The following is a 14124-nucleotide window of genomic DNA, read 5'->3' as shown; positions in this document are numbered from 1 at the left end:
TTGCGGCCTCGCGGATCGCCGATGGCTTGCCCCGCATCCGCCTGCCGGCACCAACCGGGGTCGAGCCACTCGTCTCGACCCGGTAAAGGTTAGGGTGAGGGGCAGCTGTCAGCGCCCGTCAAGCCGCCTTAAAGAGCTTCCGGCCCTCGGCGTCGAGGGCGGAGAATTCCTCGTTCGAGAGGGTGATGTCGACGGCTGCGACGTTTTCCTCGAGATGCTTGACCTTGGAGGTGCCGGGGATCGGCAGCATGACCGGGCTGCGCTTCAGCACCCAGGCGAGCGCGATCTGGCTTGGCGCGGCATTGTGCTTTTTGGCGATCGTATCGAGCAGCGAGCCTGGCTTGGCGAGGTCGCCGGCGGCCAGCGGGTACCAGGGGATGAAGCCGATATTGTGCTTGGCGCAGTAATCGAGCACGTCCTCGCTGGTGCGATCGACGAGATTGTAGCGGTTCTGGACGGTCGCGACCTTGAAGTACTTCGAGGCGGCTTCAATGTCGGCAACGGACACTTCGCTCAGACCCGCATGGCGGATGAGGCCGCTATCGAGCAGCGATTTGATCGCATCGAACTGTTCCTTGGCCGGCACCTTCTGATCGATCCTATGAAGCTGCCAGAGATCGATCTGCTCGAGCCCAAGATTGCGCAGGCTCTTATGCGCCTGCTGGATCAGATATTCCGGACGGCCGACGGGCAGCCAGATATCGGGACCGTGGCGGGTCAGGCCGCCCTTGGTGGCGATGATCGACTTGCCGCCATAGGGATGCAGCGCTTCCTTGATCAGCCATTCGGAGACATCGGGGCCGTAGGAATCGGCCGTATCGATGAAGTTGACGCCGAGTTCCGGCAGGCGCTTCAGCGTGCGGATGGATTCGGCATGATCGGCCGGTTCGCCCCAGATGCCCTTGCCGGTGACGCGCATGGCGCCGAAACCGAGACGGTTGACCTCGATCTCGCCGCCGATCTTGAAGGTGCCTGACTTCGCTGCGTTGTAGTTGGCTGCGGTGTAACTGGACATGGTCTTTCCTCTCTTGGTCAATAGATCATTGAAAGTCGGTGGAATGGTCGGAGATGCCTGGGCTTTTGGGGACGTCTTCGGACGCGAATGCCTGCCCTGATCGAAAGTGACGCCGGCATGGTGATGACCCGCCCATCGAGATGATAAATGAGAATGTGGTCGCTGCGACGCTTGCAGATATAGGATGGCACCGCGGGGATAACAGTGACGGCGATGAAAACATTACCGGCCACTGGCGCGCGGGCGTGCACGCTGATCCTCAGGCGACGTACGTCAAAGCCTGGTCTTCGCCTGGTCGCCGAACTCCGCCAGCATCTTCCAGAGGTCGGCGAAGATCTCCCGGGCGAAATCCTCAAGCGAGGCGCCCGGCGGGCGTTGCTGCCAGAGTTCGCCACCGACGCGCAGCGCACCGATGACGATCGCCGCAAGGAGGCGCATGCGCGACCGCTGCTCTGGATCGTTTCCTCTGCGCAGCAGCAGCGCCTCGGCGAGCTTCTGTTCGAGCTTGGCGTATTTCAGCTGGTCGCGGGCTTTCAGCGCCGGCGTGCAATGGATGAGTTCACCAAGCGCCAGGCCGCGCTCGTCGACGGAGGCGATGACGGTTGCGGTGATTGCCGCCTCGACCGCCTCGACGGAAGATTCATCTGCAGGCCTCGCGGCGATTGCCGCCATCAGCCGATCGGCAAAGCTATCCTGCCAGGCGAAAACCACCTCTTCCTTGGAGGGGAAATAATCGAAGAAACTACGCTTGGAGACATCGGCCGCTTCGGTGATGTCCTCGATGGTCGTGGCGTCGAAGCCGCGCTGGAGAAACAGGGTCATCGCAGCGTTTTCGATGCGCTCGCGCGTCTGCCGCCGCTTGCGTTCCCGCCTGCCTTCCGTGGTCTCCGTCCGCTTGTTCTCAGCCATTCCGGCCCGGCATCATCGTTCAGCCGCCGGTTTCGTTGGAAAAGGCGGCGACGTCGTCGATTTCGGTCTCGCTCTGGCGATAGCTGATGCGCTCGCGCGACAATTCCAGCGGCTTGCTGCGCGAAATCCGGTAGACGGAGGCCGGCGGCAGGTTGCGCACCGTGCCGCCGATGCGCACCGCCTTCAAGCCGAGACGGTCGAGGATCGGCCGCGACACCGGGCAGCGCGGACCATAGGTAAACTGATAGACGGCCCCGCCCGGCCGCATATAGGCGAAGGCGCCAGCCATGATCGAGGCGATCTTGCGCGGCGACATGGACAAAAGCGGCAGGCCGCTGACAACTGCGCCGACCGGTTCGCCTTCGAAAATATCGGCATGGGCGAGATGGGCGGCATCCATTTGTAACACGCGCGCCGTCGGGAACCGCGCCTGCAGCGAATTGATGAACTCCGGGCCATACTCGATCAGGGTCAGATCCGCCTCACTGACGCCGCGCGCCAGCAGCGCACGGGTGAAGACGCCGGTTCCCGGGCCGAGTTCGATGATCGGACCGTCGAGTGCGGCAATTTCACTGGTCATGATCCTGGCAAGCGAATCCCCCGACGGCGCGATGGCCGCGACCCGAAGCGGGTTGCTGATCCAGGAGCGGAAAAAATGCAGGAAATCGGAGCATGCGGCCTTTGCAGTCATGACTATCCCACCTGTCTGAAATTCGATTGATTATGAAATGCGACCATCGCGGCGAGCATGGCAATTCCAAGGCAGACGCGTCAATCGCTCTTGGCTGCGGCTTTTCGCAACACCCACTGTCACCAGTTTGCACGATTCTGTACTTATTGCATTTTTGCATTCGATGCAACATCCGTGCTGCAATTGCGAGAGGAATGACTGCCACCGTTGCCGCCACCGGCCATCCCTCCTCGCCTGTCGGTCGCCGAGATCGACGGAGTTCAAGCTGGTGATCGCACTTTGCCCGTCAGGATCGCGCTCGAGATGATGTCGAACAGATGATCCGCGCGTGGGGCGAGCGAAGGCTGGTCGCCGATCCATGCCAATGCTCCGACCATCGCAAACAGATCCGTCCCGTCCATGTCGGATCGCGCCACGCCTTCGGCCTGGGCGCGGACAAGCAGGCGCGTCCCGGCTGCTTTCATGGTGACGCAGGAGGCATGAAGCGCCGAGCCTTCGTCGGCGATCGCGGCGACCATCGCGGCAATGGCACCACTATAATGATGCGCCATAGCGACGACCTCCCGCAGCCAGGTCACCAGAGCGGCATCGGGCTCGTTCGACGTTTCGAGTGCGTGCGCCCTTTCCTTCAGCGCGTCGAAGCCGTTGCGGAGAAGCGCCTCCAGCAGCGCCTCCCGTGTCGGAAAGTGGCGGTACAGCGTCCCATCCCCCACCCCGGCTTTGCGGGCAATGTCGCGCAGCGAGGCATCGGCACCTCCTCCCGTCAGCAGTTCGCGGGCAACGGCGAGGATGTGATCGTAGTTCTTTTTCGCGTCGGCTCTCATCATACCTCTTGACAAGCGGGGCAGTGCTCCGCTTAAACGGGGCGGCACTCCGGATAAACCGGGGCAGCGCTCCGAATTCAATAGCACATCTGTCCTGATGGAGAAAAGCGATGTCGGGTGAAACAATGAAAGCGATCCGGATTCATGCCTTTGGCGGCCCCGAGGTGCTGCGCTACGAGGACGCGCCGAAGCCTGAGCCGAAGCCGGGAGAGGTCCTTGTTCGCGTGCACGCCATCGGCATCAATCCTCCCGACTGGTACCTGCGCGATGGCTATAGGGCGCTTCCGCCGGAATGGCGGCCGCAAGTACCGTTCCCCATCATTCTGGGCACGGATGTCTCTGGTGTCGTCGAAGCGGTCGCCGCCGATGTCGGAGGTTTCTCCGTCGGCGACGAGGTCTACTCCATGGTTCGATTTTTCAGTGTCGGGGAAAGCAGGGCCTATGCCGAGTATGTCAGCGTGCCGGCGTCGGATCTTGCCCTCAAGCCTGCCGGCATCGATCACGTGCATGCCGCCGGCGCGCCGATGTCGCTGCTCACCGCGTGGCAGTTCATGATCGAACTGGGGCACAACGAGCCCAATCCGCTTCAGCCGCATAGGCATCAGCCCGTGCCGCTCAAGGGCAAGACCGTGCTCGTCAACGGGGCGGCCGGCGGCGTCGGGCATTTCGCGCTGCAGATCGCCAAACTGAAAGGCGCTGACGTCATCGCCGTGGCATCGGGCAAGCATGAATCCCTCTTGCTCGAACTCGGCGCCAACGCATTCATCGATTACACCAGAACGCCACCCGAGAACGTCGCGCATGACATTGACCTTGTCATCGACGCGCTTGGCGGGCCGACATCAGGTCGCTTCCTGCGCACGCTGAAGCGCGGCGGCGCATTGTTCCCGGTGTACCCCTTGGGCTTTGCCGGTGCCGAGGATGCCGAGAAGCTGGGCGTCACGGTCTCGGCAACCCAGGTCCGGTCGAGCGGGGCCCAGCTGACGGACGTCGGCCGCTTGCTCGATGACGGGACGATCCGCGTCGTCATAGACAGCACCTACCCGCTCGCCGAGGCTCGCAAGGCGCACGAACGCGCCGCCAAAGGCCACATCCAAGGCAAGATCGTGCTCACGGTCATGCCATTGAAGAAGGGGGCGTAACAAGCATGCTTATCCTCATGGGCTACATCCACCTTGATCCGTCCGACCTTCATGATTTCGTCACCGACGTTGAGGCGATCAGCCTCGGCACGAGAACTGAAGAGGGATGCCTCTTTTACGGCATTGTCCTGGAGGACGGGCCGAGCGGACGCTTTCTGGTCGCTCAGCGCTGGCAGGATCGGGAATCATTGACGGCCCATCTTGAGAGAGGCGAGACCCTGGCATTTCTGGAGACCTGGAGGGACAGGATGAAAGTCGATCTGCAAGCCTATGACGTTCTGGAAGAACGGCCGCTCGCGATGGCGAACGGCCGAGCGTCTCGTCAGTAATTGCAGCTGGAGCTGCTCGTCGGGTTGAAGCCGAGCTTGCAATCCATGTTGAGCGGCTTCTTCGGGTTCATCATATAATGTGTCGAGCCCGTGGTTTCCGAGGCGCGCTCGCCGATCGAACCGGTCGTGCGCCTGTCGTGCTGCACCGTGGTTTCTTGCTGGGCAACCGGACGCGTGGCGGCACCCTGCTCCGTCGCGCTCGACTGGAGGGGAGCTGCCGTGGCCGAGAAGGCCGACAGGCCGAGGATTGCGCCGAAGGCAGCGGCCATCAGGCCGTGCTTGAAAGTCGTGGTCATGATCGTCTCCTTGGGAGGATTCGTGGAATTTACGCCCCGGAGTTAGGAAGGCGATCTGTCACATACTACGGTGCCAAAGCGGGGGTCACGGACATGTGAGCGGCGGCCCGATCGAGAAAAAGGCGGCTCATCGCCGCCTCTTTCATTTGCCGGCTCAATAGCCGTTATCACAGGGCATGCTACCGGGGCCGATCGATCCAGAAAACGTAGGGTTGCACATTTCCGGAGCTGCCGGCCTGTTCACCGGCGGGCGGACGATGGAGCCCGTGGTGCCGGCCTCGACGCCGAAAGCGGCAAGTGGATACCAGTAGCCATCGGAATGGCGCCGGGTGCCGGGGCGCTCGGTGCGGAAGCCCTGGTAGCCATGCCAGGACCCGGCATGTGGTTTATATTGCACCATTTTCACGTCCGAGACAGTTGGCGGGGAGCCCGTCTGGACGGGTGCGGCTCGCGCGGGGACAATCGACGCGAGGGCGAGAAGGGCGCCGAGTGCGGCGGTGGAAGGGGTGAGCCTGAGCATCTTCATGATAAACCCTCCTTACTGGATTTATCTCGAGAGAATGCCTTTCCCGGGTGCGGAGTTCCGCGACTCACATGCAATTCCAAAACTCGTGATTGCAGGCGATCCGGCGTGACTAAATCGCCGAAAAACGTGAAAAGTCGCGATCAGGAAGAGGGCTCACACGGCGCTGGTGAGGAAAGCTGAATTCTCTGTTCTCAATTCGCGTATAATGTCCGGTAGCCCTGGCCGGAGAGGCAGGCGACATATTGCCGATGGGCGGCGGCGCGCGCCGTCGTTTCGGCCTCCAGCTCATCAGCCCCGGCATATCCGGTCAGCTGGGCGCGCAGCTGATACTGCTTCCTCGCCTCGTCATACATGGCGTTGCCGTCAGTCATGCACAGGCCGTGCGCAACAGCAGGCGGATTGACCGGCACGCCGACCGCCAGGAGTACGGGATCATTGGCATGGTCGATGCAGCCGGCAAGGCCCGTCATCATCGCCAGGGCAGCCAGAGCCCGAATAATTCCCACCGTCATGCATTCCTCCGGCTGAAGCGCCTCAAAGATCATCAGACCTGCGGATACATCAGGAAGGTTGCGCGAAACTAGGCTGACGAGTTGCCTGCCAATTCCGACCAGACGGGCGCCACTCAACTAGATATGTTYAAAATATTGCTAAAATATTATATTAATGCTTACTTATAGTCGTAAACGCTAATCTTTCAGGAGGGAAAGATTATGGCTTCGCCGTGGGTAAACGACGCGCTGTCGCACGCACAATCAGCGTTTTCCAGCAAGACCGACACAAATATCCTTGAGGTTGGAGGTGGCTCTCGCACGCATATCCCCTTGCAAGGAGCGAGATATACCGTTGTCGATATCTCCAAGGAGCAACTCGAGAAGAACAAGGACGCCGCTGAGCGGATCCTCGGCGATGCTCAAACCATCGACTATGGAGATCGCCGCTTCGACGCCTGCGTCTTTTGGGACGTTCTCGAGCATTTGGAAAGCCCGCGCTCTGCCTTGTTGAGAGCCCATGACACCCTGTCTCCCGGTGGTCTGGTGTTCGTCAAGGGTCCGATCCTGAACTCAGCCAAGGGGATCTTCACCGATCTGACACCCTGGTGGACCCACGTCTTGTTCTATCGCTACGTGCTCAGGCAGAAAAACGCCGGAAAACCGGGCTATGCCCCCTTCCGCGTCGAGCACGCCGCGGAGGCATCCCATTCGGAGATTGCAGGAACATTGAAGGAACTCGGCATGGATGTCGTCTTCGTCGGCGAGTATGTGTCGACGCAGGTGTACGCGCTCAAGGACCGAATTCCCCCGCTTTATTGGCTCTATGAAGCTTTCGGCCTTCTGCTTCGCACGACTTCGGCTGGGAAGATCGGGGGGCGGGAGACGGAGTTCCTGATCGTGGCAAAGTGTCTTCGTCAGTAACTCCCCACCAAGATCTATATAGCACTTCGGAATCCCGAAATTGGTTGCGACATTGAAATCATTCAACGTTTCTCGCTGTCGATACCTCACGAAGCGCGGCGGATTTCGGAATCCCGAAGCGGGGGAATTTCGGGATTCCGAAGTGGGATTTTTCTCTTCCTGCCGACGCGCCCGCGTTTGTCGGCGGCAATCTTGCGGTCGGTCTCGGACCATTTCCGGCACCTTTCCGCCGTGCATCGCTTCCACTCGTCGGTGGGTGGCGCGCCTTCATGGTCACCGACAAAAGTCAGCGTGAACCGGTTGGGATGCGCGACACCGCTGCCCGCTCGGCCACGGCGAACTTTTATCAGCCCCTTATATTCGAGCTCATCGATCGCATCTGCCACATATTCGCCGGTCACGCCGTAAGACACGAATTGAGGATGGGTCACGACAAGCTTGCCGTTTTCCAAGGCGGCGTGCGACGTGTGCTCGATGACGATGCGGAAGAAGGCGCGGCAGGCATTCGCACTCAATGTCGTGAAGGCCGTAGATTCCAGCAACTGAATGGTGAACCATTGCCAGCGAAGGCTACCGTCATCCGTCCCGCTCGGCGGAGCGGTATGCTTGCGCACCATCGTCCGCGCCTTTCCCTGACTGGTTCGGCTTTTGTCGCGAGGGTTGAATTCCGCCATCAGCCCCTCGCCCGTGTTGTCGATCGGTATCCGCCCGCCCTCCGGAGCCTGTTGCGGGAACTCCGTTCATACAGCGCGTGACGGCCAAAGCTCGTCCACACCATCACCTCATCTCTGAGAAAAAATTTGCTCAACATCTAACAGTCCGTGGTTGCAATGGCGGCAAACCTAGCGCAAGAACGATCCATGAACTAGGAAAATATTCTTAGTTATGATCTTCTATTATCCAGTCCCTTCTGCTAGGATCCCTGCAATGAATCTCGGGGGTAGAAGCACGATGCGAATAAGCGGTATGGGGGAGAAGAGCGTGGTCGTTTGCATCCGGCGATTGTCGGCATTGGTTTCGATCTTACTAGCAAGCGCTGTCCAAGCCTTTCCCTGCGATCAGACCATCGTGCTGTCCAACTGGAAGTCTTGCCAGGTCGCCCCCTTGAGCGATGAGGGTGGCGCCGCTGATTGGAAGGCGGTGCCTGAATGGACCCGCGACAAAGCCATAAGCCCGTATTTCTTGAATGATCCGCGTGCGCTGGCAAACCACGGGCTTTGCAACGCCAAATTCCATCGCGTCGTGATCTGCTGGCCGGGATGGGATGAGGGCAATAAGGACGAATGCTCCTATATCATTTGCAACGGCGCGTCGTGGAAAAGAGAATCCGAAGGGGGTTGAGAGAGACCCTATAGCCGAAGAAGCTGAGCCTTGATCTCCTGATCTCAATCTTGAAAACCTGAAGCAGTTTCGCGCAAAACGATTATTGCGGCAACGGCACTACCCATCCTCTTCATATGCAAATATGCTCGCGGGCCGGCAGCCGGACGGCGCCCCACAACCCTCAATGTTCAGAGGCCCTGCCCGCATGACATCACCGCACTGGAAGAGATTTGCCTGGTTTTGCCTGTGCCTCACACTCTCCCATCCGGCATGGTCTGCCGGCGGCATCGAGATCCCGGGCTACGCACCGGCGATGGGTGTCGAGCGCAGCTACCGCGTTCAAAAAGCGACCGAGACCGACATGTCGTTCTGGTTCGACAAGCCAGGCGCCTCGGCCATGACGATGCGCGGCGCGTTTCGCCAGCGTATGACGGTCCTGTCGCTGGATGAAGACGGCATGCGGGTCCGCTGGTCCCTCCGCGCCGACTTGCCGGAAGGCATTGCGGGCCTTGCCGACAGCTATCAGATGAACCCGCTCCATCGGAATTCCCTCACGGCCTATGGCACCGCTGCGCTCGAACTTGAAACCGACCTGAACGGCAACCCGCGCGATCTCTCCGGTGTCGATCAGATCGTGGCGCATATGCGGGCGATGGCGGCCAATGGACCGGGTGGAGTCCCCGTGACGGGGGAAAGCGGGGTCTATGACATCATCGCCAAGATCGAGGCAAACCCTCTTCAAATTGTGGTCGCCTTGGTGCCGGAGGCGCAACTGCTTGCCACAGGGCAATCCTATCAGGCGGAGACCATGGAGATTGGTCAGGCTTCGGCGACCTCGCGAGACGAAGATTATGGCGGCGTCAATGTCCCGGTGACGTCGACCTGGACCCTGGAATCGACCGACGCAACCGCACACACGGCAACCCTTTCGCTGTCGGAGGAAGCTGATGCCGCAGCATTCAGCCAGTCGCAGCAGCCGGCGATCGCAAAGCTGATGAACGGCTTTGCCGAGCGGGCAAAGAACCTGACCGCCGATCAGCTGGCTTCCCTCAAACGCGCCAGCAAGATCCGCGGCGTCGAGCTCGTGGTGTCCCTGGACGATGGTTCGACGCTCGAAGCGTCGGAGATCGTAACCGTTGAGGCAGGAGGGACGACGTTGCGCACATACACCCACATCCAACGCGAGGATATGCCGGCCAGCTTGCAGCTTCCCGCTGTGCTGACGGCAAAAGAGTTGCAGACGCCCGATTTGCATATCGAGCCGCTGCCATCGGCCGAGGCCGGGCCGAGCATCCTGGATGAGCTTTCGACACCGCCTGCCCCACCGACGGCATTGCAAGATACGACCGTTGCTGCAGACAATGACGCGGCCAAGGCGATCGCGCCTGTCTCGCTTGAGGTGAAGAGTGCGGAGGTAACCCTGTCACCCTCCTACGACCATGGCCTGAATATCGTGCTCGCCCCGGAAAGTGCCGCTAAATTCCGTGATTTCACGCAGGCGGCATTGGGACGACAAACGCAGATGCTGATCAACGACAAGGTCGTCATGGAACCCTGGATGAGGGAGCCGATCATGGATGGTCGCATCGTGCTGGCGGGAACGGATAGGAAAGATTTGGAAGCGATGGCGGAACGGTTGAGGGCTCCCGGGACCAAGATTCTCGTCCGGTTACGCCCATAAGGGAGCCACCTGTGTCGTCCGCATTCCCAACGGCATCATCGTCGGCCGCGCCCTGGTGAGCTGCCCCTTCATCTCAGCCGCTGGGTTGGTCGCCGGCGTAAAATATACCGGTGAACGACGCCGGGCTTCAATCCTTCGCTTCGGGGATCAGACGTATCAGCGTTCCGTCACTCGCCGCAGCGCTGATTGCCGTTGCGATCTGCCGGAACGGTCCACGCGCGGCGAGCGTCTCTGGCGGAGGGTGTTTTCCGGGACCCGGATCGATAAAGGCCGAACACTGATGATCCGAGTCGAGCATCGCCATGAATGATGTGGCGACAATCGCTTCGCCGCAGGCGGCGCAGCGAAGAATGTAGGAACCGCGGTGGACGATCGATTCTGTTTTGTCCAATCCGCACCAGGGACAGGCCAACATATTGTTCATTGCTTCACCCCAGCGTGAGCACGCGGTTTTTATGAGGCGGCAGCCAGAACGATGGCGATCGCGAGCAGCAAGGGACCCATCCACTTGAAGTGACGAACCACCGGCGGCCGGTTGGCCGGATTACCGGGAAACGGCAGATAACCAAAGCCAACGGACGTCATCCACAGGCCGGCGCAAAACATGATGATTTCATCGAGATAGGCTGCGATCATTGGCTCTCCTCCCTGCAAAAGGCGCCGCGACAATCTCTGTCTTTGGTTTTGCGCATGTCACGGTCGCTAAACCGCTGCACAGTTTTGCGCGACTTGCTTTAGCGAAGCCGTTCATCATATGAATCGGCACGAGCCAGACGGAACAAATCGGGATAGACACCCAACCATAGAAACAAACCCTGGAGTCGTGTCCCGAAGCGCTTGTGCCCTTTCATCATTCGAAAAGCCACATCGCGTTTCGCGAACAGGTGGCCGCTATCGGCTGCTTCCAACAGAATCTCGTCGGCTTCGTCGGCATATCGCGCCAAATGGGGATGCGCCTCGATCGTCCTGTATTGCCAATAGAGCGACGATATCGGGTAATGGCGATCTTTCCGGAACCATTCCAGCGCGAGTTGGGCGCGTCCCGCGTCGAAATGGCTGAGCCCAAGAGGATTTGCAGCGGACTCGTCTCCGCCGTCATAGGCCAGCTGGTAGTGGTGAAGCGATCGATCTCTATCCTTTCGAACAGCGTGGCCATACCAATACATCCAACCAAGCACTCCATGAGCCCAGGCAGATCCGGCATTTGCGGCCTCCTCCAGAAGAGGGAGGGCTTCTTTATAACGCTTCTGTTTGTACAATTGTTGGGCCATCTCCTCATTGGACGCAGTCATGTCAGCATCGCTCCGATCAGTTGAACTGCCTCTCTGACGTCCGGGCCGTGACGCATGTCGAGCCGACCCACCAGCTTCCGCCCCAATTTCTGCCACCGGTCGATATGGGTGTCATAGCCAGTTCCCGAAACCAGCCACGATCCGCTTGCGCCCAAGCCGATGGATTTGCGGCGCCTGGCTGCCTCCTCGGTGACCATGATCCACTCGCAGAGACCGAGAAGTACTGCGTCGTTCCATTGGCGCCTGCTGCCGAGCGCGAACCACAGCATGGCCAGTCCGAAGAAGGGGATTTCTCCCGCTTCATGTTCGGGCAGGCGCGGAATAAGCCAGGATAACAGCGACAGAACCTCATCCTCGACGTCCAACCCGAGCGCTTCCAGGCTGCCGACCAAGCTTATGAGTGTCTGGTTGCTGCCATAAGAAGCACCCGCGTTGCGCGGATCGCCATAGGAGACGAGGAGAACCGTGCACGCGAACGCGCACTGCCTGGATAGTCTCGCCGCCATGCCGGGATCCTGTTGTTCGGGTTCAGACCACCGGGTCAGTTCCAGAACCTCACGGGGATGCCATTTCAATGGCGAGGGCAATTCGCACAGCCGGACGATGTCAACGAGTTGGGTGAGATGTTCATGGGTGTCGTTGCCGTAGTCAGCACGCGCGATGCTCTGCAGATCGTCTTCATCCAGCAGGCTAGCCGTCGCGTTGAGAAGAGACTTTGGATCGCTTGGTGAAATCGATGGAGCATTGCCTGCGATGCCCTGAAATTCGGCGATTTGCGCCTGGGTTAGTGACGTCATTTAAATTTCCGTCTCCACCGCCACCTTCCGCTAAACATTTGGCAGCCCTTCCGAAAATGTCGAGAGGTAAACTTAAGGTAGCACAATTGCTTCGAATCCCCTAAGCATCCGGATGCATTGCACGACTACCAACCCGCTACAGCATTCTCAGGAATATTCCATGCACAACGCTCAATTCATTCGTTACGCCGCCTTCTCCGCCTGCGTCGCTTTTGCGGCATTTCAGGCCGGACAGGTTCTGGCCGATTCGGCCAATGACAAGTTCTTTGACGCAGCCCTTTGCAAGCCACCCTATACGATGACATCGGCAATGAAGATCTATGATGTCGTGGAAGCTCTGGCCAAGCCGGACACGTCATCCTTGGGCGCGGCGATCTACAAACTCCCAAACCAGATAGTCCGCGACGGTTTCAAATCGAACGAGATTTTCTTTGCAAGCAACGCTGTTGGCGTCTTGATCGAGGGCGAACGCGCTGACGATCTGGCCTTGAAATACGGTTTGAAGCCGGAGACCTCCGATCTGCTCGGCACAGCCACCAAGGGCTATTCGCGCGAGCTGCCGGCAGATCTGCAGCCGGAACCCGGAATGGCCGGCCCCGGAAAGGTCTCCATCGTTGCCCGCCAAGGTAACGCCCTGCCAGGCAAAACCTTGCTGGCGTGTGAATTCGTGCAGGAATTCTAGGAGGCTCCGCATAAGCGCGCAAAACGGCGGCACGAAACCCCTTTCGAAAAGCATATCCCAGCAGTTCACTGTCTAAGAAAAGCATCTCGTTCATCCCCTCTCCTCGCCACGCTGGATGAACCGCGCTATGTGAGCAGCCTACAGAGAGCGGAGCGGAGATCCTGAGATCATGCAGACCATTTGGAAGAAGCCGGTGACGATCGCCCTTGAGGGCCCGGATCAGTGGGTGGTGATCCAGACGACCCAGGCCGCAACATGGGCGTTGGTTGAGGACTGGCCGACCGAAGAGGGTCCCGCCTTGGATAGGGCTTGTGCGGTTTGCGCGGATGTCATGTCGGGCAAACGAAACCGGGAAGAGGCGCGGCAGGCGTTCATCGAAGCGGCGATCGAAGCCGGGTGTGCTCTTATTGCTACAGCTTTTTGTTGAGCTGATGGTGTATCCTTTGGTTGCAATGTAATGCCATGGGGTACGAAAATGAAGTTAACTATTGCCACCACTTTCCTCGCACTTTTCACTACCACCGCGCTCGCGGCTGATGCCGTTCAGGACATCCCRGCTGCTCCAGTTGCAGCGGCGCCTGTTTTCACRTGGTCGGGGCCGTATTTCGGTATCGATGGCGGMGCGGGATGGCTGAACGGTGATTTCAGCGTCGGYGGTGCCAGCGCTTCTGAGGATTTTAACGGCGGCGTCTTCGGSGGATTYGCAGGTTACAACTTCCAGTTTGACAAYGTTGTTGTCGGCATTGAAGGCAATCTGGAACACAACTGGAATGAAAAGGACGCGCTCGGAGCGGACATTGGAACGGATTGGTCCGGTGCTGTTCGCGGCCGTGTTGGTTACGCCTTTGACAAAGCTCTGATTTATGGAGCAGCTGGCTGGACCGCCACGCGCGGTTACGTCGACGTGCCAGGGTTCGATAAGGAAACGGAGACGTTCAACGGCTACACCGTCGGGGGTGGCGTCGATTTTGCTATCACCAACAACATCTTTGCCCGTGGTGAGTACCGGTTCAATGACTTCGGCGAGAAAGACATCCTTGGTGTCGATGTTGACCTCGATCAGCACGAACTCAAGTTCGGGGTCGGCGTGAAGTTCTAAGAACGGCCCGTCAGATCAGCAGAATGAGAGCCTCGCCATGTTGGCGGGGCTTTTGTATTCACCCCTATTCATACTCTATGACGTTGCGCTGTCGATCGGCGCG

At 59.5% G+C, this 14124-nt stretch carries 20 protein-coding genes; 8 read left to right on the top strand and 12 right to left on the bottom strand.

Features of this window, described 5'->3' with window-relative positions; all coding sequences use genetic code 11:
* Positions 1-118 precede the first annotated feature (118 nt).
* The 4 genes from AC1D2N_RS06900 to AC1D2N_RS06885 all read right to left on the bottom strand — a co-directional run bounded on the left by AC1D2N_RS06900 (position 119) and on the right by AC1D2N_RS06885 (position 3442).
* Positions 119-1015, bottom strand: a complete 897-nt coding sequence (locus tag AC1D2N_RS06900) for an aldo/keto reductase (RefSeq protein ID WP_028731619.1) — start codon at positions 1013-1015, stop codon at positions 119-121.
* A gap of 273 nt (positions 1016-1288) precedes the next feature.
* On the bottom strand, positions 1289-1924 hold the full coding sequence (locus AC1D2N_RS06895) for a TetR family transcriptional regulator (protein ID WP_130651630.1): 636 nt from the start codon (positions 1922-1924) through the stop codon (positions 1289-1291).
* 19 nt (positions 1925-1943) lie between these two features.
* Entirely contained in the window at positions 1944-2615 is a 672-nt protein-coding gene (locus tag AC1D2N_RS06890) for a class I SAM-dependent methyltransferase (protein WP_130651629.1), read from the bottom strand.
* Between the two features lie 260 nt (positions 2616-2875).
* Positions 2876-3442, bottom strand: coding sequence for a TetR/AcrR family transcriptional regulator (locus AC1D2N_RS06885; protein ID WP_130651628.1), 567 nt, complete (start codon positions 3440-3442; stop codon positions 2876-2878).
* Between the two features lie 107 nt (positions 3443-3549).
* Between AC1D2N_RS06885 and AC1D2N_RS06880 the strand changes: the two genes are divergently transcribed.
* Positions 3550-4581, top strand: coding sequence for an NADP-dependent oxidoreductase (locus AC1D2N_RS06880; RefSeq protein ID WP_130651627.1), 1032 nt, complete (start codon positions 3550-3552; stop codon positions 4579-4581).
* A gap of 5 nt (positions 4582-4586) precedes the next feature.
* Complete coding sequence (locus AC1D2N_RS06875) at positions 4587-4910, top strand: putative quinol monooxygenase (protein WP_130651626.1); 324 nt, start codon at positions 4587-4589, stop codon at positions 4908-4910.
* On the opposite strand, the gene AC1D2N_RS06870 is transcribed toward AC1D2N_RS06875, so the two are convergent.
* From AC1D2N_RS06870 to AC1D2N_RS06860, 3 genes are all read right to left on the bottom strand, one after another.
* Positions 4904-5206 (bottom strand): hypothetical protein, encoded by a 303-nt coding sequence (locus tag AC1D2N_RS06870; protein WP_047617188.1) that lies wholly within the window; start codon positions 5204-5206, stop codon positions 4904-4906. The genes AC1D2N_RS06875 and AC1D2N_RS06870 overlap by 7 nt on opposite strands.
* Positions 5207-5360: 154 nt before the next feature.
* Complete coding sequence (locus AC1D2N_RS06865; protein ID WP_018447726.1) at positions 5361-5732, bottom strand: hypothetical protein; 372 nt, start codon at positions 5730-5732, stop codon at positions 5361-5363.
* Positions 5733-5923: 191 nt separating this feature from the next.
* A complete protein-coding gene (locus tag AC1D2N_RS06860) occupies positions 5924-6244 on the bottom strand; it encodes a hypothetical protein (protein ID WP_026188598.1) in 321 nt (106 codons plus the stop codon).
* 201 nt (positions 6245-6445) lie between these two features.
* Here AC1D2N_RS06860 and AC1D2N_RS06855 point away from each other — a divergent pair, with 201 nt between their 5' ends.
* A complete protein-coding gene (locus AC1D2N_RS06855) occupies positions 6446-7147 on the top strand; it encodes a class I SAM-dependent methyltransferase (protein WP_018244563.1) in 702 nt (233 codons plus the stop codon).
* 86 nt (positions 7148-7233) lie between these two features.
* On the opposite strand, the gene AC1D2N_RS06850 is transcribed toward AC1D2N_RS06855, so the two are convergent.
* Positions 7234-7821 (bottom strand): hypothetical protein, encoded by a 588-nt coding sequence (locus tag AC1D2N_RS06850; RefSeq protein ID WP_130728736.1) that lies wholly within the window; start codon positions 7819-7821, stop codon positions 7234-7236.
* 211 nt (positions 7822-8032) lie between these two features.
* On the opposite strand from AC1D2N_RS06850, the gene AC1D2N_RS06845 reads away from it, so the two are divergent.
* Positions 8033-8488, top strand: a complete 456-nt coding sequence (locus tag AC1D2N_RS06845; protein WP_018244562.1) for a hypothetical protein — start codon at positions 8033-8035, stop codon at positions 8486-8488.
* Positions 8489-8675: 187 nt separating this feature from the next.
* Positions 8676-10151 (top strand): hypothetical protein, encoded by a 1476-nt coding sequence (locus tag AC1D2N_RS06840; RefSeq protein WP_130728735.1) that lies wholly within the window; start codon positions 8676-8678, stop codon positions 10149-10151.
* 127 nt (positions 10152-10278) lie between these two features.
* Here the strand turns inward: AC1D2N_RS06840 and AC1D2N_RS06835 are convergent, their stop codons facing one another.
* From AC1D2N_RS06835 to AC1D2N_RS06820, 4 genes are all read right to left on the bottom strand, one after another.
* Positions 10279-10575 carry a hypothetical protein gene (locus AC1D2N_RS06835; RefSeq protein ID WP_130715505.1) on the bottom strand — a complete coding sequence of 99 codons (297 nt, stop codon included), beginning with the start codon at positions 10573-10575 and terminating at the stop codon, positions 10279-10281.
* A 29-nt stretch (positions 10576-10604) separates the two neighbouring features.
* Positions 10605-10787, bottom strand: a complete 183-nt coding sequence (locus AC1D2N_RS06830) for a hypothetical protein (protein ID WP_130715504.1) — start codon at positions 10785-10787, stop codon at positions 10605-10607.
* A 98-nt stretch (positions 10788-10885) separates the two neighbouring features.
* Positions 10886-11443, bottom strand: a complete 558-nt coding sequence (locus AC1D2N_RS06825; protein ID WP_018244560.1) for an SEL1-like repeat protein — start codon at positions 11441-11443, stop codon at positions 10886-10888.
* Positions 11440-12240: a hypothetical protein gene (locus AC1D2N_RS06820; protein ID WP_130728734.1), complete on the bottom strand. Its 801-nt coding sequence runs from the start codon at positions 12238-12240 to the stop codon at positions 11440-11442. Before AC1D2N_RS06820 ends, AC1D2N_RS06825 begins: the two co-directional genes overlap by 4 nt.
* 160 nt (positions 12241-12400) lie before the next feature.
* Between AC1D2N_RS06820 and AC1D2N_RS06815 the strand changes: the two genes are divergently transcribed.
* The 3 genes from AC1D2N_RS06815 to AC1D2N_RS06805 all read left to right on the top strand — a co-directional run bounded on the left by AC1D2N_RS06815 (position 12401) and on the right by AC1D2N_RS06805 (position 14021).
* Positions 12401-12922: a hypothetical protein gene (locus AC1D2N_RS06815; protein WP_130728733.1), complete on the top strand. Its 522-nt coding sequence runs from the start codon at positions 12401-12403 to the stop codon at positions 12920-12922.
* Positions 12923-13091: 169 nt separating this feature from the next.
* The gene (locus AC1D2N_RS06810) at positions 13092-13349 is read left to right on the top strand and encodes a DUF982 domain-containing protein (protein WP_477980982.1); all 258 of its coding nucleotides are present in this window, start codon (positions 13092-13094) and stop codon (positions 13347-13349) included.
* A gap of 48 nt (positions 13350-13397) precedes the next feature.
* A complete protein-coding gene (locus AC1D2N_RS06805; RefSeq protein ID WP_018445435.1) occupies positions 13398-14021 on the top strand; it encodes an outer membrane protein in 624 nt (207 codons plus the stop codon).
* The last annotated feature ends 103 nt before the right edge of the window (positions 14022-14124 follow it).

It is taken from the genome of Rhizobium sp. P1_B8 (assembly GCF_056406515.1).
Note: the sequence above shows the minus strand (reverse complement) of the source record. Positions and strands in the feature narration are given on the sequence as shown.

Coding starts and splice junctions, on each gene's coding strand:
- AC1D2N_RS06850 (WP_130728736.1), bottom strand. CDS start 7,821: ATGGCGGAATTCAACCCTCGCGACAAAAGCCGAACCAGTCAGGGAAAG.
- AC1D2N_RS06875 (WP_130651626.1), top strand. CDS start 4,587: ATGCTTATCCTCATGGGCTACATCCACCTTGATCCGTCCGACCTTCAT.
- AC1D2N_RS06870 (WP_047617188.1), bottom strand. CDS start 5,206: ATGACCACGACTTTCAAGCACGGCCTGATGGCCGCTGCCTTCGGCGCA.
- AC1D2N_RS06810 (WP_477980982.1), top strand. CDS start 13,092: ATGCAGACCATTTGGAAGAAGCCGGTGACGATCGCCCTTGAGGGCCCG.
- AC1D2N_RS06845 (WP_018244562.1), top strand. CDS start 8,033: ATGATCTTCTATTATCCAGTCCCTTCTGCTAGGATCCCTGCAATGAAT.
- AC1D2N_RS06830 (WP_130715504.1), bottom strand. CDS start 10,787: ATGATCGCAGCCTATCTCGATGAAATCATCATGTTTTGCGCCGGCCTG.
- AC1D2N_RS06855 (WP_018244563.1), top strand. CDS start 6,446: ATGGCTTCGCCGTGGGTAAACGACGCGCTGTCGCACGCACAATCAGCG.
- AC1D2N_RS06900 (WP_028731619.1), bottom strand. CDS start 1,015: ATGTCCAGTTACACCGCAGCCAACTACAACGCAGCGAAGTCAGGCACC.
- AC1D2N_RS06865 (WP_018447726.1), bottom strand. CDS start 5,732: ATGAAGATGCTCAGGCTCACCCCTTCCACCGCCGCACTCGGCGCCCTT.
- AC1D2N_RS06820 (WP_130728734.1), bottom strand. CDS start 12,240: ATGACGTCACTAACCCAGGCGCAAATCGCCGAATTTCAGGGCATCGCA.
- AC1D2N_RS06890 (WP_130651629.1), bottom strand. CDS start 2,615: ATGACTGCAAAGGCCGCATGCTCCGATTTCCTGCATTTTTTCCGCTCC.
- AC1D2N_RS06895 (WP_130651630.1), bottom strand. CDS start 1,924: ATGGCTGAGAACAAGCGGACGGAGACCACGGAAGGCAGGCGGGAACGC.
- AC1D2N_RS06825 (WP_018244560.1), bottom strand. CDS start 11,443: ATGACTGCGTCCAATGAGGAGATGGCCCAACAATTGTACAAACAGAAG.
- AC1D2N_RS06840 (WP_130728735.1), top strand. CDS start 8,676: ATGACATCACCGCACTGGAAGAGATTTGCCTGGTTTTGCCTGTGCCTC.
- AC1D2N_RS06860 (WP_026188598.1), bottom strand. CDS start 6,244: ATGACGGTGGGAATTATTCGGGCTCTGGCTGCCCTGGCGATGATGACG.
- AC1D2N_RS06835 (WP_130715505.1), bottom strand. CDS start 10,575: ATGAACAATATGTTGGCCTGTCCCTGGTGCGGATTGGACAAAACAGAA.
- AC1D2N_RS06880 (WP_130651627.1), top strand. CDS start 3,550: ATGTCGGGTGAAACAATGAAAGCGATCCGGATTCATGCCTTTGGCGGC.
- AC1D2N_RS06885 (WP_130651628.1), bottom strand. CDS start 3,442: ATGATGAGAGCCGACGCGAAAAAGAACTACGATCACATCCTCGCCGTT.
- AC1D2N_RS06815 (WP_130728733.1), top strand. CDS start 12,401: ATGCACAACGCTCAATTCATTCGTTACGCCGCCTTCTCCGCCTGCGTC.